16 protein-coding genes and 7 pseudogenes are annotated in these 26,028 nt (G+C 55.9%); 7 read left to right on the top strand and 16 right to left on the bottom strand.

The window, feature by feature from the left end:
* Positions 1 to 64 precede the first annotated feature (64 nt).
* The 5 genes and pseudogenes from C7534_RS02960 to C7534_RS02980 form a co-directional block, all read right to left on the bottom strand.
* Positions 65 to 1,036: an XdhC family protein gene (locus tag C7534_RS02960; RefSeq protein ID WP_109784941.1), complete on the bottom strand. Its 972-nt coding sequence runs from the start codon at positions 1,034 to 1,036 to the stop codon at positions 65 to 67.
* 2 nt (positions 1,037 to 1,038) lie between these two features.
* The gene (locus C7534_RS02965) at positions 1,039 to 2,277 is read right to left on the bottom strand and encodes a cytochrome c (protein WP_109784942.1); all 1,239 of its coding nucleotides are present in this window, start codon (positions 2,275 to 2,277) and stop codon (positions 1,039 to 1,041) included.
* Positions 2,278 to 2,279: 2 nt separating this feature from the next.
* Positions 2,280 to 2,819 (bottom strand): (2Fe-2S)-binding protein, encoded by a 540-nt coding sequence (locus C7534_RS02970; RefSeq protein ID WP_109784943.1) that lies wholly within the window; start codon positions 2,817 to 2,819, stop codon positions 2,280 to 2,282.
* A complete protein-coding gene (locus C7534_RS02975; protein ID WP_109784944.1) occupies positions 2,812 to 5,643 on the bottom strand; it encodes a xanthine dehydrogenase family protein molybdopterin-binding subunit in 2,832 nt (943 codons plus the stop codon). Before C7534_RS02975 ends, C7534_RS02970 begins: the two co-directional genes overlap by 8 nt.
* Positions 5,644 to 5,887: 244 nt before the next feature.
* Positions 5,888 to 6,199: pseudogene (locus C7534_RS02980) on the bottom strand (POTRA domain-containing protein); the annotation flags it as partial.
* On the opposite strand from C7534_RS02980, the pseudogene C7534_RS02985 reads away from it, so the two are divergent.
* A pseudogene (locus C7534_RS02985) lies at positions 6,175 to 6,489 on the top strand (sodium:solute symporter family transporter); the annotation flags it as partial. The pseudogenes C7534_RS02980 and C7534_RS02985 overlap by 25 nt on opposite strands.
* A 463-nt stretch (positions 6,490 to 6,952) precedes the next feature.
* Here the strand turns inward: C7534_RS02985 and C7534_RS02990 are convergent.
* The 4 genes from C7534_RS02990 to C7534_RS03000 all read right to left on the bottom strand — a co-directional run bounded on the left by C7534_RS02990 (position 6,953) and on the right by C7534_RS03000 (position 9,681).
* Positions 6,953 to 7,723, bottom strand: coding sequence for an ATP-binding protein (locus C7534_RS02990; RefSeq protein ID WP_146206153.1), 771 nt, complete (start codon positions 7,721 to 7,723; stop codon positions 6,953 to 6,955).
* Positions 7,683 to 8,165 (bottom strand): hypothetical protein, encoded by a 483-nt coding sequence (locus tag C7534_RS32275; protein ID WP_146206154.1) that lies wholly within the window; start codon positions 8,163 to 8,165, stop codon positions 7,683 to 7,685. The genes C7534_RS02990 and C7534_RS32275 overlap by 41 nt, the downstream gene beginning before the upstream one ends.
* A 106-nt stretch (positions 8,166 to 8,271) precedes the next feature.
* Complete coding sequence (locus C7534_RS02995) at positions 8,272 to 8,523, bottom strand: antirestriction protein ArdR (protein ID WP_109784948.1); 252 nt, start codon at positions 8,521 to 8,523, stop codon at positions 8,272 to 8,274.
* A 102-nt stretch (positions 8,524 to 8,625) separates the two neighbouring features.
* On the bottom strand, positions 8,626 to 9,681 hold the full coding sequence (locus C7534_RS03000; RefSeq protein ID WP_146206155.1) for a hypothetical protein: 1,056 nt from the start codon (positions 9,679 to 9,681) through the stop codon (positions 8,626 to 8,628).
* A gap of 618 nt (positions 9,682 to 10,299) precedes the next feature.
* Here C7534_RS03000 and C7534_RS03005 point away from each other — a divergent pair.
* The 5 genes and pseudogenes from C7534_RS03005 (at position 10,300) to C7534_RS03025 (ending at position 16,406) form a co-directional block, all read left to right on the top strand.
* Complete coding sequence (locus tag C7534_RS03005) at positions 10,300 to 10,551, top strand: hypothetical protein (RefSeq protein ID WP_146206156.1); 252 nt, start codon at positions 10,300 to 10,302, stop codon at positions 10,549 to 10,551.
* A gap of 221 nt (positions 10,552 to 10,772) precedes the next feature.
* A complete protein-coding gene (locus tag C7534_RS03010; protein ID WP_158283917.1) occupies positions 10,773 to 11,684 on the top strand; it encodes a tetratricopeptide repeat protein in 912 nt (303 codons plus the stop codon).
* 10 nt (positions 11,685 to 11,694) lie between these two features.
* Positions 11,695 to 13,863 carry a WG repeat-containing protein gene (locus tag C7534_RS03015; RefSeq protein WP_109784952.1) on the top strand — a complete coding sequence of 723 codons (2,169 nt, stop codon included), beginning with the start codon at positions 11,695 to 11,697 and terminating at the stop codon, positions 13,861 to 13,863.
* 348 nt (positions 13,864 to 14,211) lie between these two features.
* A pseudogene (locus C7534_RS03020) lies at positions 14,212 to 14,659 on the top strand (IS30 family transposase); the annotation flags it as partial.
* Positions 14,660 to 14,897: 238 nt separating this feature from the next.
* Positions 14,898 to 16,406 carry a Fic family protein gene (locus C7534_RS03025; RefSeq protein ID WP_109784953.1) on the top strand — a complete coding sequence of 503 codons (1,509 nt, stop codon included), beginning with the start codon at positions 14,898 to 14,900 and terminating at the stop codon, positions 16,404 to 16,406.
* Between the two features lie 245 nt (positions 16,407 to 16,651).
* On the opposite strand, the pseudogene C7534_RS03030 reads toward C7534_RS03025, so the two are convergent.
* Positions 16,652 to 17,050 (bottom strand): annotated as a pseudogene (locus C7534_RS03030) (glycerate kinase); the annotation flags it as partial.
* Between C7534_RS03030 and C7534_RS03035 the strand changes: the two are divergent.
* Positions 17,041 to 17,447, top strand: a pseudogene (locus tag C7534_RS03035) (Tn3 family transposase); the annotation flags it as partial. The pseudogenes C7534_RS03030 and C7534_RS03035 overlap by 10 nt on opposite strands.
* A gap of 34 nt (positions 17,448 to 17,481) precedes the next feature.
* Here the strand turns inward: C7534_RS03035 and C7534_RS03040 are convergent.
* The 6 genes and pseudogenes from C7534_RS03040 to C7534_RS03070 all read right to left on the bottom strand — a co-directional run.
* Positions 17,482 to 17,832, bottom strand: a complete 351-nt coding sequence (locus C7534_RS03040) for a DUF805 domain-containing protein (RefSeq protein WP_109784955.1) — start codon at positions 17,830 to 17,832, stop codon at positions 17,482 to 17,484.
* A gap of 267 nt (positions 17,833 to 18,099) precedes the next feature.
* A pseudogene (locus tag C7534_RS33200) lies at positions 18,100 to 18,258 on the bottom strand (hypothetical protein); the annotation flags it as partial.
* A 238-nt stretch (positions 18,259 to 18,496) separates the two neighbouring features.
* Positions 18,497 to 18,862, bottom strand: a complete 366-nt coding sequence (locus tag C7534_RS03050; protein WP_109784957.1) for an immunity 8 family protein — start codon at positions 18,860 to 18,862, stop codon at positions 18,497 to 18,499.
* A 501-nt stretch (positions 18,863 to 19,363) separates the two neighbouring features.
* Positions 19,364 to 20,686, bottom strand: a pseudogene (locus C7534_RS32280) (DUF637 domain-containing protein); the annotation flags it as partial.
* A gap of 66 nt (positions 20,687 to 20,752) precedes the next feature.
* Positions 20,753 to 21,046 carry a hypothetical protein gene (locus tag C7534_RS03065; RefSeq protein WP_109784958.1) on the bottom strand — a complete coding sequence of 98 codons (294 nt, stop codon included), beginning with the start codon at positions 21,044 to 21,046 and terminating at the stop codon, positions 20,753 to 20,755.
* Between the two features lie 11 nt (positions 21,047 to 21,057).
* Positions 21,058 to 26,028 (bottom strand): DUF637 domain-containing protein (locus C7534_RS03070; RefSeq protein ID WP_177412212.1); only part of this gene is annotated, 4,971 nt, incomplete at its 5' end.

Below are 26,028 nucleotides of genomic sequence, written 5' to 3' on the forward strand. Positions count from 1 at the left end.
TTTTATGTTAGGGCCAAGTAGTAATGTCGCAATCCAACCCGACCGGCCGCCACTTGCGCGGCGTTCAAAGGTGCTCGCGGATAATGCCGCTCCGGATGCGCAAGATATCCGCCAGTACCGCCAGGGCGATTTCGGCAGGGGTCTTGCTGCCCAGGTTGAGGCCGATCGGGGCGTGGATGCGCGACAGTTCCGACTCGCTCAAACCACCGACGCGACGCAACCGTTCGAAGCGTTTCTGTGAGGTCAGCATCGAACCCATCACACCAATATAGAAGGCATCGGTGCGCACGGCCTCCATCATGGCCAGATCATCGATGCGCGGGTCGTGGGTCAGCGCCACCACCGCTGTATCGCTGTGGCAACCGCCTTCGGCGATGAACAGTGATGGCAGCTCGCGGCGAATCTCCACGTTTTCCAGCACCACGCCGTCCAGCGCCTCTTCACGTGGGTCACAGAGAATCACTTCGAAGCCCAGGCCCACCGCGAACTCAGCGCACACCTGGGCCACGCTCGAATAGCCGGCGAGCACCAGCCGCTGGGCGGCACCGATGCGCAGTCGAACTTGGCTGGCACTACGTTCGACCCGAGGGCCGTGCTCCCGATCAGCGATCAGATGGCGAGTACCGTTGGCTAGGTCAACCTGGCGGATCAACCGACGCTGACCCAGCAAGGCAGACTCCAGCTCGCGCAGGTGCGCCTGTACCTCGCAGTCCGGGTCGAGCTTTTCTACGAGCACATCCAGGATGCCACCGCAGGGCAAGCGCACTTGGCTACGCGGGTCATCGCCTTCGCCATAGCGCACCACGACGACGGCATCGGAGAAGGCACCCTCGGCCACCCGGGCAAGGAAGTCGTCCTCCACGCATCCCCCGGAGAGGGAGCCGATCCACTGCCCGGCGGCGTTCACCGCCAGCAGTGAGCCCGGCGCACGTGGCGCTGAGCCGTAGGTGTACAACACCGTGCAGAGCCACACGCGCTGGCCGGCACCGACCCAGGCCAGCGCGCGGCGTATTACTTGCAGATCCAGATGCTGCATGGTCAGTGTGCCTTGTGCTCGGTCGTGACCTCCGCCTGTAACTGCTGTACCAGGCTGATAGGAAGCTCACCTGGTTGACCACCCCAGGCTTGGTGCAAGTAGTTGAGCAGATCAGTCAGCTGTTCGGCATTTAGTTTGTCGGCGAAGCCCGGCATCGGTTGCATGCGTTCGAAGCCGGCGAATTTCTGTTCGCCAATGCCATCTTCAATCACCCGCACCAGGTTGCGCGGATCCTCTAGGCGCAGCGTGGTGTTGCCGCGCATTGCCACGGCGATGTGCGGCTTGCCGTCACCACCGACCTCGTGGCAACCGGCGCAGACGTTCAAGTATTCCTGACGGCCACGCTGGGCGCTTGCAGTGAGCTTCTCGAATGGCACGTCAGTCAGCACTCTCGCCGCTGGCGGTTGATCGCCCAGCAGGTAGGTCGCCATCGCTGCCAGGTCCTGGTCGTTCAGGCCCACGGTGCTGTTGTGAAACACCGGGAACATCTCGTTGAACATGGTGCCTTGGGCACTCATGCCGTGCTTGAGGAAGGCGCTCAGGTCTTGGTGAGTCCAACCGCGCGCGGCCAGGTCGTTGGCCAGCAGGCTTGGCGCCTGGTAGCCGTTGAGCAAGCCGCCGGTCAGTCGTTTGTCCTTCTGCATTGCCCCGGCCACGTTGCGCGGGGTGTGGCATTCACCGCAGTGGCCGAGTACATCGACCATGTATTGGCCGCGCTTCCAGCCGTCGCTCTTGCCGTCGGCCGGTGTCAACTGCACGTCCTTGGCATAGAGCAGATTCCAGCCTGTGAGGCCCAGGCGCACGTTAAACGGGAAGCTCAGAGTGGTAACCGGTACTGCGCGGTTGATCGGTTCGACGGTCTGCAGGTACGCATGAATGGCGTCGACGTCTTCGCGCGGCATCAGGTGGTAGGAGGTGTAAGGCATTGCCGGGTACAGGTTGGCACCATCACGGCGCTTGCCTTCGGTTAGCGCGGCGAAGAACGCGTCATCGCTGTACAGGCCGATGCCGTGTTCCTTGTCCGGAGTGATGTTGGTGCCATAAATGGTGCCGAACGGCGATAAAATCGGCAGGCCACCAGCGAAGGGCGCGCCACCCGGTGCGGTATGGCAGGCCATGCAGTCGGCGGCGCGGGCGAGGTATGCACCGCGTTCGATTTGCTGCGAGTCGGCAGCTTGGGCCAGAAGTGTCGGCACGGCAACGCTGGCCGCTAGGGCCAGGCGGGATACGAGTGACTTCATGCTCAACCCTCCTTGACCAGATCGAGATCGAGCAGCACATCGCGTGTGGCGCTGTAGTAGCGCACATAACCGGTGCAGCGGCAGATATGGTGCCCTAGGCTGTCTTCGATCACCGCTTCCAGCTGACTCTTAACGATCGGCTGACGCTGCAGTTTTTCCACCAAAACAGTGGCCGCGTTGACGAAACCGGGGGCGCAGTAGCTGCACTGGAAGGCGAACTTGTCGACGAACTTCTGCTGGATAGGCGTCAGCTCGGTGACCTTGCCGCTTTCGTCACAATGGGCATGGCCTTCAATGGTGCGGACTTTCTTGCCCTCGAAGAAGTGCGCGCCAGTGATGCAGGTACGCACTTCTTCGCTGGTGCCGTCGGGGTTGTCGACGATTACCACGCAGGCGTGGCAGATGCCCTGGCCGCAACCCAGGCGAGAGCCAGTCAGGTTGCGGTACTCGTGGAGGTAATCGATCATCGGCAGGTCATCGGGGACCTCCACTGGACCGACGGATTGACCGTTGAGGGTCAGTTGCAGCGGACGATTAGCCATTGAGGGCCTCCTTGATGCGTGCAGACGTGATGGGCAGGTCGCGAACTCGCTTGCCGATGGCATGCGCCACCGCGTTGCCAATCGCGGCGGCCACCGGGATCATCACCACTTCGGCGATTCCCTTGGAGGGGTCGCTCGGCGACAGTGGTGGGAGGATTTCCGAGGTCTGCTTCCAGACCGCGACATCCCGGGCGAGGGGTAAACGGTAGCGGTTGAAGTTCCAGTCACCTTCGCCTGGGCCTCCTTCATATAGCGGCATTTCTTCGAGCAATGCATGGCCGATGCCCATGGCCACGCCGCCTTCGATCTGACCGTTGACCAGTTCAGGCACCAGCACCCGACCACATTCGGCCCAAGTGTGGTGGTTGAGCACTTTGACTTCGCCCGACCCTTTGTTCACTTTCAGTTCGACCAAGGTTGCCAGCGCGGTGTAGTTCGTCACCGCTGCATTGTTCAATTTCGTGGGTGGATAGGCCACGTTCTGGCGGTCGAGCAGGTGAAAGCCCGCGCTGGTCATTTGCGCCAACTTCACCTTTGGTGCGCCATCGCCGTACTTCACGGCCAGTCCATCGAGGGGCAGGCGCTCGCGCACGCCTTCAATGGTGAACTCCGATTCAGCCCAGCTCCAGCGGTTGAAGCTGTGCACGGTGGCGCCGGTCACCAGACCGCGCTCATGGGCACGTTTGGCGAGCATGGCGAGCGGCAGGGGTTCCATGCCGTTGGCGGTGAGCTTGCCATCGACCCAGTGGGCGTCTTCACGGCGCACTACATACGGGTTGGCCTGGCCGCCGTACGGGCCTTGCCGCCAGATTTCCAGGGCTACCGGCCACAGGCCGTGGTTGAACAGCACGCGCGCGGCTTCACGAGTGGCATGACTGAAGTAGAAGGACGAGTTGGAGGCCGAAGAGGCCGACGCGAGCTTGCCGACCCAGCGCGGATTGCGCAGCACCGTGTCCTGCTCGGCCTGGCTCATGAGGTAGGGGTTACCGCTGGTGATCAGTTGCAGCTCGGCCCACTCGGTTACGCCAGTTTCCACTTCGTTGGCAGCGGTGCCGAGGAAGTCGGCCACGACCAAGGCCTGGGAGGTGGACATGCCGGTACCGAGCTCAATGCCGACATGGCGCAGGGTGATGTGCCCCTCGGCGTTGAATTCAACGCTGGCCATTGGCGCCTCGGAGCCGGTACCGAAGTCTTTATGGCAGATGGCAAAGCCCACGCCGTACCAGTTGTCCGGATCCTGGGCGTCGAACTGCCGTTTGCGGGTGTCGCGGTTTTTCCAGATCTCGTTGGTACTGGCCTTGTCGAGAATTTCGTGCATGCGCAAGCCGCCGGCGGGCACCGCACCCTGGGTGTTTTTCATGCCCGACAGCAAGACGTTTTTCTTGCGCAGCTCGATGGCGTCGACGCCCAGGCGGTTGGCGATTTCATCCACCATCATCTCGGTGGAGGCCATGGTTTGCAGGGTGCCATAGCCGCGCACGGAGCCGGCTTCGACCCCGCGCGATGGGTAGGCGGTCGCCTGCAGATCACTTTGCGGCATGTAATAAATCGACTGTGCGGCGCTGGCGCCGACCGCAGCCACCGAAGCGCTGTAGTTGATTCGCCCGCCGCCATCGAGTGCCATTTCAGCGCGGAATACCTTGAAGCTGTTGTCGTTCTTGTCCACAGCGAGCTGATAGCGGATGTCGAAGCCGTGACGCTTGATGCCGCTCTGGAACTGCTCGTAGCGGTCGTTGGCGAGGCGGATAGGCACACCTGCGCCATACAACGCGGCCAGGGCTGCGTAGTAGACGAAAATATTGTGGTCTTTGGTGCCGTAGCCGACGGTGTAGCCGGGGTGCATGTTGAGCTTGGCCAGGCCGAAACGCGACGGCGCGATCATCTTCGCGGTTTCCGTAGCCACTTCCATTGGGCATTGGGTGGCGACGACAAAGTGCAGGGTCTTGCTCACCGGGTCGTACCAGCCATTTCCGTTGTCCGGCTCCATCGCGGCCGGTTCAATCGAGGGGGTTTTGTAGCGTTCGTCGAATACCAGCCAGTTGTCTGGCGGTGTGTCGATCTGCTGTTTCATGCGGTCAGCGTAGAACAAACCGCGCTCGGTCAGATTACCGTGCAGGTTCGGCTGGGAATTCCACACAGGGCGACGGTTTTTCAGCATCGGGAACAGGATCGAGTCCTTGAGGCTGGCGAATTCATCTTCGTCCGCCGAGGTTGCCCCGCCCACACGCACATAGCGGAAGCTGCCGTAGGGATCGCCTTCGTAGTACGGCACTTGAGCACCGTAACGAATCGCTTTGTCATTGAATTTGAGCTTGGCCTTGGCCTGACGGAAACACTCGAAATCGTTCCAGATCAGGATCGCCACCGGGTGACCGATGAACATCGGCACCTTGCCTTCCGGCAGCAGTGGATCCGGCGCGTGATCTTCCGGGAAGGCAATACCGTCTTTCTCCAGGTCGGCGGCAGTGACGATACGATCAGGCTGCAGCTCAGCACCAAGCCAAGACAGGTCCATGCCTGCGTAGATGCGGTCGGCCTTGATGGTTTTCAGCAGCATGGCGTGGCCTTGCTGCTGCGGCCAGCCCGGCATGTCCTTGGCGCGGATATCGCGGGCAAAGACTTTGCTGCCGCACACTTTGGATAGGGCATCGTTGCGAAAGCGAGTCTGGCCATTGTTGGACAGCCACTGCTCCGAGGGGACGGTCACGCTGCTTTCCATCAGAGCAGCCATTGCCTGGCTGCTCAGAGGGGCCAGCGTCACGCTGACACCGGCTACCAGTCCGCCTTGGAGAAAGGACCGACGGGATATATCTCGGTTGGACATGTATTACCCTCAGGACGGTGTAGAAACCCGCCCATTTCGTTGTGTGCTTGGAAACTTCAGATCATGCGGGGGCCCTTCCCAGCGGTGCAAAGGGCGCTATTTTTCAACGCATAAAACTGGCTAATGATAAAAGATAGCCCCTCAAGACACGCGACTGCTTACGCCAATCGCCCCCCCCCATTGTGTCAAACGCAGTATTTTTTGAACGATGAGTGCATTCGCTCGCTCAGGCATTACGCTTGAATAGGATCGCTGGTCGGTTGACCAGCCCCTTGTCGATGTAATGATCTGTGATGACTTTCAACAGCTCATTGAGCTGGCGAACGCCCAGGCACTGGCCGAGGTAGGGTTTGAGCAGGCGGCCGCGCTCGCTGACGGAGAGACTCTCCGCCCCTTGGATTGGGAAGCCGCGCGTATAAGCAGGCGCCACTGGCTGGGCAGGTTGAGCCGCCTTACCCGGCAAGGCTTTGAGCTTTTCGAGGCGGCGCTGCTGCTCCAGTAAGCGTTCCTGGTGCTGGCGAACCAGCTCCTGATCGCCCTCGCAACCTGGGGCGTACACCGTTGCCGACGTGGTCGTCCTATCGCCTGGAGCAAACCTAGGTACGCCTGGCCTCAGCCTTTGGCTCCTAGCCTGTTGCCCTGATGTACCTGGTGGCGCAAATGGTCGGCGCCGGCAAATTGGTCGACTCGCTGTTCGGCATCGACTACCTCTACGCGGTGCTGTTGGTCGGCGTATTGATGGTGTTCTACGTGACTTTTAGCGAAATGCCCGCCACCACTTGGGCACAGATCATCAAGGCGGTGATGCTGTTATGCGGCACCAGTTACATTGCGTTCATGGTGCTTACCGCCAAAACCCGGAGATCAGAGATCCACATGAGCATTGACATAATTATTTTGAAACCTGCGGACCTGGGTACAAACGATTTGGATGAAGTTGATGACGTGATAGAAAATTGCGAGCATGGCTGTTTTCGGTTGCAAGCCGTTACACATACCCGTAGAAGATGAGAGCGGCCGGATACCTCTTCAGCTCAACCTAGTTTTGGTCACCAACACGCCTTGCGTTCGCCTTCGATAGGAGTGTTTGGATTGCCTCTATCATCAGTTGGTACTCGTGGTATGAGCCCCAACGGCCGACTACACCTGCGAGCTTAACTAATGACTCTGATGCCGTTTCGTAACGCAAAACCCATTCTATAAACTTCCCGCGTGTATCCCCGCTAGAGCCAGTCTAACGCAACCAGCGGGAAGCGCTATTAGGCGGTTCCGGTCCATACCTCAGCCGCCGTTTTGCTTCGAGATCCTCCTAGAAATGGTACTTCTCAAATCGCCTCTTAAACGCTTCCTCCGATCCTTCCATGATGTCTAGGATGGCCGCTGCGGTTTGCTTTAAATCCGTGCCGCCTTGCGCCATTACGCTCCCCTTTCCACCTTCGGACATCAGCGCGTAGACAAATTCGCTATCCGCATTGACTGGTAGGTTGGCGTTATGCGTTGCCAGAATGAGCTGACGCTGGGTTTTGGACTGCCTCAACAACGGTACCAGATCCTTGTAGATGAAGCTGGTGTCGACCTCGTCTTCCGGTTGGTCGATGACTATCGGGCCGTCCCCTCGGACTAGTAACAGATTGAGAATCGCGGTGTTACGCTGCCCCTCGGATAGCTGATTGCCCTCAACGCTGCCAATGAGAGTGTGATCCTGTCGGTAGAGCTCAATGTCAATTAAGTCTGGTACTCGTGATACACGCAGCATGCGCCATTTTTCTTGAACAGTTGTCAGGTAGGGAGGCAGTTCTGTTTTGAATTGCTGCAAGATGCTCGGCAACCTGAAGGTGTCCTCCATCAGCCAATCGATGTACTCCCAAGGACTGGGCTTCTGATGAGACGAAGAGGCCAGGAAGCTGCTGAGCAAACACTCGCCGATCTCGTCCCACTCTCTACCAATCCTCGATCGGCGGTCGGGCTCCAAAGTCCCCCAAAGCAACATGAACGCCAATCTGTTGGCCATAGGGGTGATGGTGACGCGAATGGTATTTTTAGTTTTTTCCGTGATTTCCAATGCGGCCTGCGTGCGCAACCTGCATTGCTCCACCCAGATCCCGAAAAGCCGATTTAGAGATTGCCCCAACTCGTCGGGCGTCTTCTCCAGCAACTTCCACTGCAGCTCTTTGTCTTCCACGCTGCCTGGTTCGATCCAGTTCCTGAAGCCGGCTGACATCACTAGGCTGAACACCCTTTGCCGCGCATGCGGTGATGAAGTTGGAGTGAGCAGCGTCCAAATCCATTGTTATCTCGCGCCATTGCTGGTTTTCAGAGAATAGGGTGGAGAAATCGTTCCGCATCTCGGTGAGCAGTGCATCCAGTTTTTTCTGATAGGTCGCTCGGTGTAAAGCCACTTTCGCCGTCTGCTCGGTGAACCAATCAGAATGCGGCCAGGCCTCAGTAACCGCGACTAAGGAGCCTTTTACAGGAGTGAGACTTTCTAGGGCTTTCTCGACGGTACTGACATCCTTTTCCAAGCCTAAACCCCATAGCTCTGGCAATCACATAGTGAGCCATCTCATGATGGGCAACACGTAGCGCTCGGTCTCTGTGGTGCTGTTGAAGTTTGGTAGACATATTTTCCTACGTACTGGCCGAATCAGCCGCGACCCAGCATTTAGCGCCGTTGTCGTCGTCGTCACCTTCGGCAATAAAGACTTGACCGGCCTCATCCACGGCGTACACGCCAGGACGTTCGTGGCCGGCATCGCGCAATGAGTTCTTCCACCCGTAAACAGAGCCTTGCCACACCAGCACGACGCCGCCACGGTGTTCTTGGTTGCCTGCTCGCCACCGAATGGCGGTTGCGCGTAGCGTTTCGATAAGTTCGCTCATGGTTGTTTTTCTCTTAATCTCGGGGGGCTAAAATGCCCCCTCCCCTACGGGCTTGGCCCGCGCAATTTGCAGGCTAAAAGTGCAGCAGTAGTTCCAATACATCTAGCCACCCACCGGGTTGCCAACAGCGTCGTAGCGCTGCTGATAAATGTTAGAGCCGCTACTCCACGTCACAACCCAGCCGCCGTCCGCCAACGAGGTAACAGCTGTGTTGTCTTCAGAGTACGTGGTGGAATTGACCTGCGCCTCGTCTCCCACGTTGCCCCCCGATACAGCATAGCGCTGCTGATAGACACTCCAGCCACAATGCCATGTCACCAGCCAGCCGCCATCCGCCAGCGCGGTCGCGGCGGGAGTGGTTTGATAGCAGTTCTCGGTGGTATTGACCCGTGTCTCTTTGCCCTCTTTGCCCTCTTTGCCGCCCGACGCAGCGTAGCGTTGCTGATAGATGTCAACACCCGAATCGTCCTGGCGATTACTTTCCCATGTCACCAGCCAGCCGCTGTCCGCCAGAGTGGCAACGGCAGCCTTGTATTGATTCCTACTAGTGGTGGTGTTAACCCGTGTTTCGATGCCCTCCTTGGCACCTGACGCCGCGTAGCGCTGCTGATAGACGTCAACGCCCGAGTCGTCCTGCAGATTGCTTTCCCATGTCACTAGCCAGCCGCCATCCGCCAGCGCGGTCGTGGCGGGGTTGGTTTGATCGCCGTTCTCGGTGGTATTGATTTGGGTATCTATACCCACTTTGACACCCGACGCCGCGTAGCGCTGCTGGTAGATGTCCCAATGCTCAGAACGATCTTGGCGATCGCTTTGCCATGTCACTAGCCAGCCGACGTCCGCCAGCGCGGTCGCGACGGGGGTGTCCTGATTGCAGTTCTCGGTGGTATTGACCCGCGCCTCAGCGTCCACCTTTGCACCCGACGCCGGGTAGCGCTGCTGATAGACATCCCAATGCTCAGAACCCTTATGCCACGTTACCAGCCAGCCGCCGTCACGAAGCTGGGTCACATCGGCCGAACCGTGCTCACCAGCAATCGTCGTATTGACTTGCGTATTCAGAGCATTGAACGGAGATTTTACTGACCCAGCAAAAACAGAGGTAGCACCTCCTGCCACGAGCAGAGCCAGAGAACACGAAAGACCGCTTTTTTTCATCGGTAGAACCATCAAATTCCAGCCCTGGGTGGTCAGGGTAAAAGATCACTCCACGAGGATGCGCTACCGTGTGCGCCAACTGGGAGACAGATCCCGCCTGTCGCCGTATTTTTCGTGCGCTTTCATTGCCGTCAGTACCTAAACGGGGTAGTACGCCAGAACCCTCGAAAATTTTGACGATTTAGATAGGTGTAGCGGCTCGATAACATCGGCGGCCCGACCCGATTACATCGCTCGATTCGGGACCACATTAGCTGAGAATATCGGGCAACCCCGGCCCACAATAAGTGAGAATGAAAATCGCATCACAACGGTGCTCCTGCAGCCAATAGCCGATCATGCAGTTTTTGTGTCCGTTCTGCTGCGAGCAGAGTAAGCAGTTGGCGAAGCTACCAAACGAGCAGGTTAAGAGCCATAAGGGCAGCAGCGTCCACGTACATGCGCAGCTACAAATGGCGCAAGCGGTCAAGCTTTTCAGGGAGTAATTTTTTATCCTGACTCGGCCTAGTGGGCCCATTTTCTAGCAACAACCTTAGGTACAAAGGAAAACGAATAATCTATGCCCCTATTCCGGTTTCCCCTTCTACTGTTCCTGGGCATGCCCATCGTCACTCAGGCATGCGAACGTCGTTCGACTTCCAACGCTTCTTTCGCGATCACGACAGTAATAAGGACGGTTTTATGCAGAAATCGGAGTTGCTGACGGCTACTGAGAAGCAAGGAGATTACGGCGGCACTCTCACCGATCCTGTCACGACTGAAAACGCCTTCTTCACATTGGATAGCGACCGGGACAACAAGCTGTCGTTGGATGAGCTATGGGAATGGGTTCGGCATCATGGGCCTAAATGTCCAGAAGGTATGTCGTAACCCCCGGTAGTCCGAGTCACTTTGGGGTCGTAAGCCGGCCCCCTGAAAATTCCGTTGGTAAATGTATGAAGCTAGGTTTCCGGCTGCATCGTCTACACGACTGGTTTTCTCCCTTGGAAGGGGCAGATTGGGGTGGACGCAGAATTCGGAAAGCACCCGTACGATGTTTTCCGAATTCTGTGGGCTCCCCTAGTTATTCCACCTTCATCAGACAGACCTATATGAATTATAAAGTCCTCAAAAAAGCGGTTCTCCAGTTAACCGTCAGAACACGCGTCGTAATCCCCTGCATGATGGCAATCCCCGCCGTACTGGCCACCCTCCCCGCCCAGGCCAACAATACTGACACCTGTACGCTTGAATATGCACTGAGCACGGAGCAGGAACATAACCTGCTCACCGACGCGTCCCAAGGTGATACGTGTGCCGCCGAAAATCTCGGAAATTACTACTATTCCAGACAGGACTATCGCAAGGCTTTTCAGTGGTATGAAAAAGTGGCTAGCCGAGGTAACAGCCGTATCGCGTTCATAATCTCTGCGATGTATCGGAACGGATTGCTGGATACAAGTGGCCGGGATGATCAACAAGCTCACTTATGGTTGGTGCGCGCTGCCGAGCAGGGGCTGGACCTGGCGCAAGTTGAACTGGCCGATCAATACGCCAACGGCACCGGCGTTGAGAGCAATGTTCCCCAAGGCATGTATTGGTATGAGCAGGCCGCCAATCAAGGTCACGCGCAGGCGCAATATGCCCTGAGTGCTCTCTACTTGGCCGGCTCGGAACAGGTCCAGTCTTCCGCCGACAACGACATGGAGAGACGCTATGCCGGCACCCAGGCCAAGGCCAATTATTGGTTATGCAGGGCGGCCCTTAGCAACCTGCCTCAAGCCCAGTATGAACTCAGCCAGGTCTATGACACCGGTCGCGGCGACTTACCGATGAATCAACAAAAAGAAAGCCTCTGGCTCCGTAAAGCGGCAGCCAACGGCTCGCAGAAGGCCCAGGCCGAACTCACTTGGCTCAGCCAACGCTCAGCCCTGACCAAAGCGAAAGAATACGTAGACAACTTACTCACTCCATCTGAAACGGCAGTTGACTGCCCCCACGACGCCGCCGTATTAGACCGGTAAGAGACAGCCCATGATCACCAACACCTTTAGAAACCCCCTCAAGTCGACGTATTTATGGCTGCTACTGGGCGCACTCTGCTCGATTGGCATGTTAGTCCTTTACCTTCAGACCCAGGCCGCGAAGGTTCAGCGCGAGACCCAGCAGGCCGCCAACCTGGCGATGAAAGAAGAACTGGAGAGCGAATTCGGGGATAAAACCCTGACCGAGTTAAAAGAGAAGCTCAGCGAGCAGATTGAATCACTGGATGACCTGTCCAGCCTCGCCAGCCTTCGAATATCAGCGGCCTCCTCGGATGACAGCGACACCGAAGAGATCAAGCCCTTCAGCCCGCCCAGCGCAGCAGATATCCAGGCCAAATTTGATCAGCATTTAAACTCGTTGGAGTTTGGGCAGAAAATTGTCGGTGGTTTTTCTTATGTGCAGACTGACTTTTACGAGTACAGTTTCGATCTCTTAGTCCCTGGCTATGATGAGTACCAGTATCCTCCCGTACAACTCAAGACCACATTAGTCCATTTTAAAGATGGCAGTTCGTTAAACCCAACAACCAGGGACAGTGACGACGTCACTATCGTCAATGATAACAAGCGTATTGTCGCCGTCGACCTATCGGCCACTTACACCTTACCCGGCGCCGTCAAGCAACTGACCTTTGACGAGAAATCCAAAGCTCGCCAGGAAGGCATCGCGCTGCAATCGATAAAAGACGGCGAGGTAAGACTGACGATGCCGGCCGGTGAACACGACAAGTTATTGAGCGTGCAAGCGTTTAATATACAAGGCAAAGCCCTGAAGCTGAATGGCCACTCGTCGTACACCAACGATGCTTACTACATTGAAAAATACAATGCCTTCCTGAAGGAAACCATTAAACGCATAGACAACGGCAACATTAGCGATACAAAGCAACTGGCCAGCTACTACATTGACCACCAGCCTTCAAAAGAAGAGATCGCCAAAGAACACCCTCCTGAAACCCTCGCCGATTATCAATTCAGCGGCACGCCCACCTCAGTCGTGGTTTTTCTCAAGCCCACGTCACATCAGCGCACGTACAGCTTCACCGTCACGGAGACACGAGACAACTACGTGAACGGGTTGACTGCTGCTGTCGACGACCACTACGACTTAGACGGCCAGTTCGACTTTTACGGCCTAATCGATGAGCAAGGGCAATGGCTGATCAAGCCAGCCTATCATCGCCTCGATCACGTGGTTGATGATTACTATAGAATCACCGATGCCAAAGACGATGACCAAATCTATTTGTTGGATCGCGCGGTAAAAACATTGACCCCGCAGCCATTTTACATCATGGATGACACGCTGTATCAAAACCGCTACGTGGTGATCAACAAAGACTCCGATAACAACCAGGTAAAAGGACTCGTCGACACGAACACCCATAAAGTCATTCTGCCGTTGAAATACGACAGTATTGACATTGAAGGCCAGTTCATTACCACAAGCAAGCACCTCAGGCAAAAAAGCAGAGACGTCTTTCTGCGCGAAGTTTATCTACAAAGCAACGGAAAAATGATTCTTGATGGCCAGTTTTATGGCCTCGAGATTAACGACGGAATCATTATTACCCACAGCGAAATTCGCACACCAAAGCAACTAAAAGCCAGGCAAACCCAAGCCATGGATCGAGACGGGAATTATATCTATAGCAACTATGATCTTTACAACGCTGAAGGTAAACGACTCAACGTCGAGCCCTACTCAGACATTAGTGATCACTTTGGCCAAGATGGTCTGCTGCTCGTCACCGATATAAAAGACAACACCTTTTATATTAATCGCGAGGCGCAAAAGTCCAAATTTGACTTAAGCAGTTTTCAACAGATCAAACCGTTTTCCAACGGCTTCGCAGCCGTCCAGGATAACAATAACAAATTTGGCTATATCGACACTCAAGGAAAACTGGTCATCCCGTTCCTGTACGACAGAGCAGAGGTTTTCTCAGGAGGAACAGCGTTGACTGCCGAGGCTGACGTTTATCGACTGATTTCGCCTGACAGCACGTCCGTCGCAATACTTCCCGGTGACCTGCGAAGCGGGTCAATCGCAAAAGATGGCAAAACGGCGCGCTATACCTTTGTGACCTCCAATGGAGGAGAGGACGATGAGGTCTATACCGACTATGATCAACACGGCGCGGTGATTCCAGACTAAATCGCGTCTGCTAGGGTCGCCTCAGAAAAGGGATTTCAAAGTACTCTAAGCCAATGGCAGTTGTGGGGCCGGTTCCGGCTGGGGGCGAAATGGCACCCTATGCGTCAGCTCGCAGCAGAACGGACACAAGAACTGCATGATCGGCTATTGGATGCCGGCGTACCGCTATGATGCGATGTTCATTTTCAACTAATGTGGGCCGAGACTGATGTAATCGGGTTGTTCTCACGCAATATGGGCTCATTCTCACTTATTGTGAGCCGGAGCTGCCAGATATTCTCAGCTAATGTGGTCGCGGAATGCGCGATGTAATCGGGTCGGGCCGCCGATGTTATCGAGCCGCTACATGTAGGCACCTTGGTGGAGCGTACCAGTGGTTACTTAATGCTGGTAAAGATGAACGATGCGACGGCGACCTCTGTGATGGAGGGGTTCAATGCAGCGCTCAATCGTATGCCGCTGGCAATGCGTAAAACCATGACCTACGGCAAGGGACGGGAGATGGCCAGGGCATGCTGACATCACTCAAAATACTGGGGTTGCCATCCACTTTTGCGACCCGCATAGCCCTTGGCAGCGCGCCAGAAACGAGACATCAATGGCTTGATTCGCCAGTACCAGCCCAAAGGCACCGACTTGTCGAAACACAGCCAGGAAGAACTGGATGCCATCGCCCTGCAATTTAAACATGCGCCCACGCAAACGGTTCGACTTCAAATGCCCCATCCAAATGATGGGGCAAGTGATGCAAGAGGCCATCGCTAAGCGCTATGAGGCCCCACCTTCAATCCAATAACCGTGTTGCACTCAGCTCCAGCATCCGCCCTTCTTGAGATTGCCGAGCAGGTTCACTGAGAGGCCCGAGAAACGAGCACCGAACTGCCCTTGAAGGAACATATTGGCAGCCCTACAAAGGCATCAGCAATATCGCTAGCCAGTTAAGAAAAAATCAGGATAATTGCTTAAAATTAAGATTATCTTGGCGCGCTGAAGAAAAAAGTCGTGGCAAGAGCTAGAAATCAAGGATTTGCGCCATGAACTCAGCTGGATACGCCTGGCTGCAGGAATCTCTGCAGCTTTCAGCTTTCCCTTTGCGCCGGCCGGCAAAGGTTCAGCCAGTAACTCGGATCGAACAGATTGGGCAAACCTTGGCCGTACCACCAAATATTGCGCCCGCGCCAGATGATCTGCTGGGACATCTTCTCTTCGCGCTTAAGCATGAGGGCATCAACCTAGCCATTCTGGCCCAGGCTCTACCCCAAATTCCAGCAGCGAGTCTGGAAGCGGAACTTGAAAGAGCGCCAAACGGTATCTACATCCGCAAAGCCTGCTTTCTACGCGAAGCCTTCACCGGAGAGGAACTGCGCCAGCATTCTCCCGTTCGAGGTGCTTTCGTCCCCCTGTTCGACCCTGATTTGTATGTGACGATGCCCGGAGAGCGTAATTCTCGCTGGCGGGTGGAATTCAACGGCATTGGGACGATCGCATATTGCGCCACCGTTGACCGCACACCCGAGATTGTCGCGCTGCTAGCGCACGATATCCTTGCACGCGCTCAGCATTTCATTCAGAGCCTTCCGTCGGGAATGATGGATCGCGCCATCAACTGGGCATACCTCCACGAAACCCAGGATTCGTTTGCGATAGAGAAAGAGTCACCCAGCGAGGACAAAGCGCGCAAGTTCATCCAATTGCTTCGGCAGGCTCACGAACGTATTCCACTGAGTGAGGACTACTTGGTCCACCTCCAGAATGCGACGATATCGAATCCCTACGACATGGCCGCGGCATTTCGCCATGAGCAGAACCATCTTGCGAGCGGCCTGCAAGGAGCCGCGGGGGTCACATACGTTCCGCCTGGACCAGATCTCTGCCGTGAGCTGATGGACGAATTAATGGCTCTGGGGAATGACGCACCAGCGCGCATCGATCCTCTGATAGCTGCGGGTATTATCTCCTTCGGTTTCGTCTTTCTTCATCCGTTCATGGACGGGAACGGCCGCCTTTCCCGTTTTCTGATACACCAGACGTTGTGCCGCGCCGGCGCCCTAGAGAACGGTTTGCTCCTACCAGTCTCTGTCGCCATGAAGCGCGAGGAACGTCTGTATCTGGAGACACTGCAGCAATTCTCCCGTCCGGCGCGAGAGTTTTGGAATGTTCGATGGATCGATCAGGGCCAGTACACGTTTGACTTTACCGGTGATCCCGCGATCTATCGCTTTTGGGATGCGACTCCCGGGGTTCGTTTCACCTTGGAAATGGCAAAGCGGGCACTTGAGGTTGAGCTTCGTGAGGAGACGATATTCCTTGAGAACTATGACAAGGTCGTGCGGACAGTCAACGAGAACTATGACGTGCGCGGTAGTGACTTGGCCAACCTCGTGATGATGTGCCTGACAAATAATGGGACGGTATCCAAGAGCCGTCGTAAGCAGTACCAATATTCAGTTCAGGCTGAGGTCTTTGATTACATTGAGCAGGTCACACAGTCACTGCTTCGACAGCATGAGTTGGAACAACCGCAAGGCGAGGACGATGTGTAGCTGAAAGCAGCTATTGCAAAAAAATATTGAGTCGACAGGGCAAGAGCCCTGCCGTCCCGGATCGCTGAGACGTGACTTCAACTGGCAGCTAAGGCGTTGTGCTTGGTTGAACGTAGAGGTTTGCTTGGGCCACACGCAGCCGCGTACAGGGCGAAATCCACAAGTCGGTCTTATTGGCTAACTGTCATAGGCTTGTAATCTGCAGATATAAGACAGAGCCTGGCGATATCGCGCGCCCGCTCCAGCTATAGCCGTGGTGCTTGTGAACAGGCGTCAGCCAGGCTCATTGGCCCAGAAGCCAGAGCAAAGGCCGCATCGATGCCGTGCTCGTACAAACCTTCATACCCTTCGCCCAGGGTGCCGGGAGGGATCACTGCTGGAGCGCCATGTTCTCTCGCGATGCGTGCCACACTAATTGGGGTTTCACCTCTCAGGGTCTGGGCATCACAACGCCCTTCCCCGGTAATCACCAGGTCTGCGCCTTTGACCTTTTCCGAGAGACCGACCAGCTCGGCGACCACGTCGACGCCTGGGCGGAACTCGGCCCTAAGGAATGCCAGGGCCGCGAAGCCCATTGCGCCCGCGGCACCGGAGCCAGCAACGTTCCTGCAATCCCGATCGATCACGTTGGCGCAGCAGTCTGCGTCAAAACGATCTCGCGGTTGCGCTACGCGAGGTTGGCCGCGTCGAGCGGACACTCTTTGCCATAGAGTGGATACTCGAGACAGACATGCAGAGTCGTATCCAGATTGGCCTCAACAAAGGAGAAGCCTAGTACCCCCTTAAGAATGCGTTACGCATAGGTCGGAGGAAGAGATTCGTGACCGTACCACTGAGGGGCCGCATTACTAGATCGCAGGATTACACCTACGGACAGTGATCATCTACTGAAATACCGTGTCTCTTGGCCGAGCGGTCGCCGAACGAACGAATGAAGGCCTTGATGTGCCACCAGAACTGGTGGCACGCATATCATCACTGGGCTGGGCTCATATATTGCTGAGTGGCGAATACCTGTGGCCTGAGGCGAAGATTGCTTAGGGTGTCATTCCGCCCCTGCCGGAACCGACCGCACTTACGAGAGGGTTTCCTTGGGGCTAACCCCGTAAGCGTTCGTGCTTGGCTGGCTATCCTGAACCAAAAGATAAATCAAGTAAAGATTGACCAGCGGAATGAACATCAGCAAGCAAAACCAGCCACTCCTGCCAGTATCATGGAGGCGACGCACTAACGCACCAAGACCAGGAAGCATCACCGCAAGAGAGTAGATTGATGACAATAAAGGCGTTTCAAGCCATGCGCCAATCACAGCAAGCAGAATACATACAATTGCATTCACCAAACAAAACATCCAATATTCTCTGCGTCGAGCACGACCAGCGAAGTCAAAATAATGGTTTCTGATGATGTTTAAATAATTTTTCATTACGTGCCTTTATGGTTTTGTTGCCTGGGTCGCGGGGCATTTCAGAGTTGCAAAAATATTCAGCATGCCTCCCCTCCAGCAATATTCAGACCGTGATCCTCTTCGATCTGCATAGCCGCCATGCTTTACGAAACTCAACACCAATTAAGTGAGTTGTAAGTTTCGAAATCTACAATCTCCAGAATAAAAAATTATCTCATTGAGCGCGCGACAATTTGCGCCAAAAACTAAACCAGTAGCGCCAATCAAAGGGGCGGTGAAGTGGGTACCCGACTGGCTGTACTTAAAGGAGTCATGAACCTCCTTAACCTGCCGCCAATCCACATCCCCCCGCTGCTCAGCTTCCTTGATCCAAGCCAGGCCCGGATCAGCCTTGACCATCGCATCAATCACCTGGCTTACCGAATTTTGGTTGATGTCCTTAAGGCTGTAGTGGTTCAAATCGCTGGAATGTCGCGGCTTCCAGACGAAGCTGTAGCGACCTGTCACAACAAGCGAATCTAGCGGCTTGCCAGTGGAAAAACATCTGGAAAATAGCGAAAAAGTAGCTTTGAAAAGCAAATAGATAGAAGTTCAGTAGCAGAATAGAAAGTAAAAAAATAGACGAATAAAACAACACCGGCACGAGGCCGGTGGCTGGGTAAAAGGGAATGGTCTGCCTTACTCATAGGCCTCCATTGTCGTATCCTTCAAACTCCCACAAGCCTAATCTTGATACTTTTCTTGAAACCTCGCTCCAATTCGCACCGGAACAATTCAGTAAGAACGTTTCAATGGAGTGAACAATTTTTTGATAATTGTACTCACGAACAATAAGGTAATGCATACCTATAAGAACCTCATCTGCTCCAAGGTTCTTTTCAATCCATTTCGGGGTGCAAACCTCAATATCAAATGACTCTTCTCCATCCTCACCCGCAGGGCCAATCATCGCTTGCAGCAGGAAGCCAAAATTATCCGAGCATTCAGGATGGTAATTTTCAAGATCATAAATATCGGGGCTATGAACCCCCTTTAATTCTGCGTTCATACTTTAGTCCGTGATATCCAAGTGAGCATTTGACTGCCACTTCTTAGTCTCTTGGCCTGGAAACCTTTGCTCAAAATTGGCCTGAGTTCCCTGCTGGTATGGTTTGTAAGTAGGCGGCCTATACTGCCTCAAACCATCTTGACTAACTAACGTTTTTCCGTCGCTAGCTACTTTATACCCATCACCAACCCAAGCTTTTCCCATAACATCAGCTTGTTCCCTTGTACCGGGACCAATGCCAAAATTACCTTTCCCTTTCGTGGCGTCACTGAGTTGACCACTCAACTTTGCCCAATCGCCTCCGCCTTTTGCATCATTAGCGAGGGTTCCTGCACCTTTTGCAAACCAAGAACCAGCTTTTCCTCATACGGCTGCTAACCCTAAGCCAGAAAGCTCTCCAGCCATGAACAGGCCCCATGCCTTGACAAACTCATTCGCGGGAAGGGCGAGCTCAGATCCTTCACCTCGCGCCAGTGCTCGTGCGACCTGATCAACCTCTTCGGCGGAAGCTCCCTGGCTTTGCATGTACTCCATGGCGGTAGTGGCCGCTTGCGCATATTCGGTCAAACCTGGTGACGAGTGATCACCCAAAAAATTGTACTGAGTACCGTTCTGCGCCACCCACGCACCGGTTTCCAGGCTGTCACCATCGGCTCCGCGCTGCGTGGCGGCAGCAAGCAATCCGACCAACTGTGAGCTCATGCTCAGCAGATTCGGATTGCCTTGCACCAGCTTATTGAGGTCTGCCACCAAGGCCTCGTTGGCGCCCGCCGCCAAGGCGCCGGTCCGGAAATCACCGCCGCTGACTTGGGCCAACAAACCACCGACCATGGCGTGGATCATGATCTTTTGCAGATTACCGTCGGCACCCGGTGCGTAATCCCCCACGGCATTAAAGCTGGCTGCTGCCAAGGTGTTAAACAGCGTGCTTTGAAGTGCATCACCCAGGTCGCCCCCTTGGCCCATGATCTTGCGCAATGCAGCCGAGGTGCTGTTTTGCAATCCCTGAGTCGCCGCAAACTGACCAATACCTTTCCAGGTGCTTAGATCGGTAGTGATCTTGCCGGTGAGAGGGTCAGTAGTAGTACCGGTCCACTCGTTGAAATAGTTCTGCGTAAGATTCATCGTGATGGCGGTGATGACATAACCCTTGAGCGCATCGCGGCTTGTAGCGACCTTAAAGCCTGCGCCTAAATCACCACCGCCATTGATCGTGCCGATCGCAAAGTTACTGGCCATCGCGCCGTACAGCGGGCCAAGGAAGTAGCTGGCGACAATCGCAATAATCAGAGACGGCGCAGCGCCCAATCCCGAGCTTTCATAGTCCCAACTGTCATGCAGTTCTTTCACGATCTGCCAGTTGACGTCCCCACGTTGCTCAGCCTCTTTCAGCCACGCCAGGCTAGGATCAGCCTGCGCCATGGCGTCGATAGCCTGACTCACGGTCTGCTGGTCAATCTGCTTGAGGTCGATGTGCAACCCCTCGACCGCTTTGATCGTAATGTTGCCGCCAGCCACCATCTGAGTTTGGCGCAAGGTCTCATCGGTGTTGCCCTTACCCTTGCTCGACTGCCACGCCAAGTCACTGTCGCTTTTCTCGTGGTTCTCCTGGTGCAGGTCCTTGACCGCTTCGAAGGTGATGCTGCCACCGCTGTCGAGGGTGATGTCCTTGCCACTTTCCAAGTGAGCGTTCTGGTAATGCTGATTGCCGCCACTAACCAGACTCAGGTCACCACCAGCCTTGATCTGGCTGCCGATATTTTTGATGTCGGTGACTTCATCGTGCTGGGTTTTTTCGCTGCCGAAGCTGCCCTTTTTCTTCAAGTGAATCCGTAACCATGGGAGCGAGGACTTCCTACGCCTCCAAAATCCTCCCAGGACTCCTTTTATTTACATCGCACTTCGCTGCCAGACACCAACTTTTGAGTCTCTCCACGCATGCCATCCAAGAGGAAGGTCAGCCAGATCCATAACAGTTGGATCTAGTGTCACGATACTTTGTAAACTCACCATTACAGCATCATCTTCGCTGACAGGTTCCACCTGACTAGTATGAAATTGCCAAGCACCATCATCGCTATCGTGCGAAACGTATCCAATCCAATCACCGGATGAAAATATTTTTTGGTTCGCTATGACCGCAACGTTCGGAGGATCGGTAAATTTCCAATTTATGGCAACCATAATTAAAAGCCCTATTTGTTAGATTTCTGTCTATTTTGCTCTCTGGAGAGAATCTGGCTATTACTATAACTGTTGGTTCCTGCTGGAGCATTCAAGTCTGCGGGCCTGCGTGGCACAATGTGATCAATTTGAGCTTCATTGGAAGGAGGTGTTACACCGGACGCGCTCTTCTTCGGTAAGACTAACTCCTGACCATCAAGATCCGAACGCAATACTCCTCCGTTTTTGTCCATATTTTGCTGGTAAATTTTCGCTTTTTGGGTTTGCGTGAAGTTTTTGCCTGTCCCAACGCTCGGTGAGTCGGTCAAATTTGAGTACCTTCCCCCACCAGTAGGATTATTTTTTGCACCTCCCAGCATTGGGCCTAGCACTGGCGGCAGAAGATCGATGGGTATACTTTCGTTGCCGTGCTCTGATCGTTGCTGGAGAGATTCACGCTCTCCTAGTGTATCCACCAGATCCTCGTTAACCTCCTTAGTGTAGTTGTGGTTGTTGTCGTGGTTGTACTCCGTGGCGTTTCGAGCAACATCCGCCCCTTGTTGCACATCCCCGCCAATCGCAGCGACCGCCAGTAGCCCGACAATCTGCGATGACATTACTAACAAGTCGGGATTTTTATTAACCAAGCCCGCCAGTTGGTTGATCAATGCCTCATTGGCCCCAGCGGCCAGCGCGCCATCCTTGAAGTCCCCACCAGCGATCTGGGTCAGCAGGCCGCCGACCATCGCGTGGATTGCAATTTTGCCCAACGAACCATCGTCAAACACACCATTGGTGTAATCACCAACAGCATTGAAGCTGGCTGCCGCCAAGGTATTCAACAACGTAGTACGCAGCGCATCGCCCAAGTCACCACCTTGGCCGAGAATTTTGCTCAGCGCCGTAGCACTGGCGTTTTGAAGGCCCTGGCTAGCAGCGAACTGACCGATACCTTTAAGGCTGCCCAGATTGACGTTTATCTTGCCTGTGGTTGGGTTGGTGGTGGTGCCGGTCAACTCGTTAAAGTATTCGGCGGTCAATCCTGCGGTTACACCGGCAATGACATAACCCTTGAGCGCATTCCGGGACGTCACGTCCTTGAATACCGCGCCGAGATCACCGCCGTTATTGATAAAGCTGACCGTGGCATTAGTGGCGGCCCCCGTAGCAACAGCGGCACCAGCCGCTGCCCACCCGGCAGTCGCGCCTGCAGTGCCCAATGCTCCTAACGCCGCCGGACCGACAATGGCAGCCATGACGATGGCAATGATCAGCTGTGAGGCCGGGCCAAGGCCGGAGTTCTCATACTTGAACGACTGGTGGATTTCCTGGACCAGTTGCCAGTCCACATCACCCCGAGCTTCGGCGTCTTTCAGCCAGGCCAATTGAGGATCGGCCCTGACCATAGCGTCGATAGATTGGCTAACGGTGTTCTGATTGATCTGGTTCAGATCAACGTGCAGGCCCTCAACCGCTTTGATCGCGATGTTGCCACCTGCCACCATCTGAGTTTGCCGCAAGGTCTCGTCGGTGTTGCCCTTGCCCTCGGAGGACACCCAGAACGCATCGTTATCGCTTTTGGTATGGCTCTCCTGATGCACGTCTTTGACGGCTTCAAAGGTGATGCTGCCGCCGCTGTCGAGGGTGATGTCCTTTCCGCTTTCCAGGTGGGCGTTCTGGTAATGCTGATCGCCGCCACTGACCAGACTCAGGTCACCACCGGCCTTGATCTGGCTGCCGATGTTTTTGATGTCGGTGACTTCGTCGTGCTGGGTTTTTTCGCTGCCGAACCCGCCCTTTTTCTTCATGTCGTAAAGCGTGTAGTCGCTGTCCTGTGCGGCCAACAGCGCCAATTCATTACCAGCGGACAAATAGGCTTCGTCACCGGCCTCCACATCGCTGGAGATCAGCGTCAGGTCGTTACCGGCATTAAGGGTCACGTTGCCCCCGACTTTCACGCCGCTGCCGTTCTGGTGAACGTGATCTTCCTGTTCCGTGACCGACTTGGTCTTGCTGTAGCTGTGTTCCTCGTCCGCAGAAGAGGCGATTGTCAGGTCATTGCCCGCGTCGAGAGCAGCATTGCCGCCGGCATTCAGTTGACTGCCGATCACTGTCAGGTCACGCCCGGCCTGTATGCTCAGGTCCTGTCCTGCCGTCACCTCTGCACCGTAGTGCTTGATGCTGGATTCGTTAAGATTGGCACCACGGTCATTGCTGGCGATCTGCACGGCCGTGGTGATGTTGACGTCGCGTCCGGCCCCAATGCTGAGATCGCGCCCGCTTTGCAAAACACCGCCGACGTTGTTGACATCGCGCCCGGCGCTGACAGTCAGGTCGTTCGCCGCTTCAATGCGTGCGGCGTTGTCAACGAAGTCACGTTGCAGGCTGAAACCGTTGCCGCTGTTCTGATAGGACGTGACGGTGCGTTCATTGATGATGTCGCCGCCAATCGCACCGAGGCTGACGTCACGCCCGGCGATGATGCCGCCGGCCTTGTTGGTCAGGTCGTTGCCAGCCAACAGGTCAAGTCGCCCACCGGCATTCACCAAGCCGCTGTTGACCAGGTTGTTGCCAGCAGCGGCCGACAGGTTGCCGGTGGCTTTGAGGGTGCCGCTGTTGTTCAGGTCGTTACCAGCGATTAGGGTGACGTCGCTGCCCTGAATCAGCGCGCCGTTGGGCGCCAACCGGTTATTGGCGTTGGCCAGGTACAGCACTGGCACCAGCACGGTCTGGCCATCAATCACTTCGCTTTCCAGCCAGACGATGTCGTGGGTCAACGCAGCGACCTGTTCGGCGGTAAGGCTGATACCGACCGACAGGCTCAGGGCATCCTTGCTAGCGATGGCGTTGTCCATCAGGTAGCGGAACTGGGCCTCATCGGACGTCATGCCGTCCATAAAGCGCTGGCCGGTTCTGGCGACGATGGCCTGTTGAATCAGTCGTTGCTCATAGAGCCCGTCGCCCAGGCGTCGGGCGCTGTCATCGGGGTCATAACCGAGTTTGCCCAGCAAATAATCCGAGCTCATAAACTGTTTGAGGTCGGTCAGGACCGGGTTGGTCTCTATCAGGTACTTCTGCGGGTGGGAGCCGCCACTGGTAATGGGCACGCCTTGGACACGGGCCACACTGGCGCCGGCGTTCTGGTGCTGCCCGGTCAGCAAACTGGCCCCGCCCAGAGTCCAGCTCAGGGGGGCAGTGCTCCCGGTTGAGCTGTCTTGCCCGCTCAGGCGGAACAAGCCGTTTTGCCCGGTGGGTAAACTGAAACCAGGCAGCGTCGTGGGGTTGACCTGCTGCTGCGCCAAGTCCGGTGGCAGTTGGGCATTGATCCGCACCTGCACGCGCGGGCCTGCACCGATCTGGGTGTCCTCGACCTTGCTGGCACTGCCACTGAGCGCGTAATCCTCATGAATCACGCTGTTGATCAGGTCCTGCGTCGCCGTGATGTTGACCTTGCCCCCCGCTTGAATCACCGCGTTGCGCACGGTGCCGGTGCTGGCACCGCCCGTGCTGTCCTTGGCGATTTCGATGTCGGTGATCGGCGCGAGCCCGGCTAACTGGCTGGGCAGAGCGACCAAATTGTTGGGGTCGTATTTAGATGTGATATTTCCTTCGAAACCGTAGCTCAAGCCCGGCAGCGGGAAACCCCAGCCATAACGATCATTGATCACCAGGCCGGTTTCGGTGTCGGTCAGTTTGACGAACTCGTAGCTGCCACCGTCATGCCCAGGTTCGCGCCCTAAGTACGACGAAGCGATGGCCTTGCGAATCGCGCCAGTGCCGTCGATGTAGTACACCAGCGGAAAGTCGGGGTTGTTACGCTGGTTGTACGGGGTCATGACGTTGGCGAGGAAGTCATTCATCGCGTTGTCTTTCAAACTGATTTCGTACGTGCGCACGCGCTCGATTGTGCCGGCCACCGAACCAATGTTTTGCAGGCTGTCGGCCACAATGGTGATGTCACCGCCGGCACTTACCGTGCTCTTGCTGTTGAGGAAAGTCCCGCCCTCGAAATCAAAGTTCCTGCCCGCCGCCAACCTGGCCGCCGCACTGGCATCGCTGTCGTCGCTCTCGAACTGTTCATGCGCTGCCAGCGTGACGATCCAGTCATCCCCTTGGCAGTCATTGCAGATGTTGGCGATAAATCCGGAGGTCAGCTTGCGCCCCGCCGAGTTCGTGGCCCCGTCGGTACGATTCTCGAACACCGCCGCCTTGAGGCTGAAATCCCCCACGCTTTCCAGGCTGCCGGCGATGTTGTACACGCTGGTCGCTCGCGCCGTGCCGCCGTACCCGCCAATGCGCACGTTACCCAGGCCATAGACATCGGCCAGATGGTTGGTGAAGGTGTTGACCCCCAACACCAAGTCGCCGCCGGCGAAGATCAGCCCATGCTCATTGAGCAGCGTCGGGGTGTTTAGACTCAGGTTCTGCGTACTGCCCAGGGTGCCGTAGTTACTGATGCTGCCGGCATTGACGATCAGGTCGCCACTGGAGGTCAGGCGACCGTAGTTGGTCAGCGCGCCGCCGACATTGAGACGGGTTGTACCGCCGCCGACGATGCTGGCACCGCTGCTCAGCGACACCTGATCGCTGCTCAGGGTCAGATCACCCGCCGCACTCAGGCGCCCGTTGCCGGCGTAAGCACCGCCCAGGGCCAGGTGGATACTGCCGTCACTGGCGATCAACCCGTCGTTGTTCCAGTTGGACCCGGTGCCGACGAGGCTGTCCGAGGCGAGCAACTGACCGTCGGCAGTTTGGCTGAAATTGGTGAGGTTGAGGCTCAGGCGCCCGGCCTGAATCACGCTGCTGTTGGTCAAACCGTTACCGCTGAGGCTCAGCGCCCCGCGCGTGACCAGACTGCCGCCCGCCGCCATGGCTTGGCGACTGTCGATGCTCAAGGTGCCGGTACCGACGTGCAGCAGCGTGCCATTGGCGTTGAGCAGATTGCCGGTGGCGAGCACCAGGTCGGTGTTGGCGCTTTCCAGGGTGCCGTTCTGGTTGTTGAA

Origin of the sequence: Pseudomonas sp. OV226 (genome assembly GCF_003148705.1) — a bacterium.
Taxonomy (GTDB): Bacteria; Pseudomonadota; Gammaproteobacteria; order Pseudomonadales; family Pseudomonadaceae; genus Aquipseudomonas.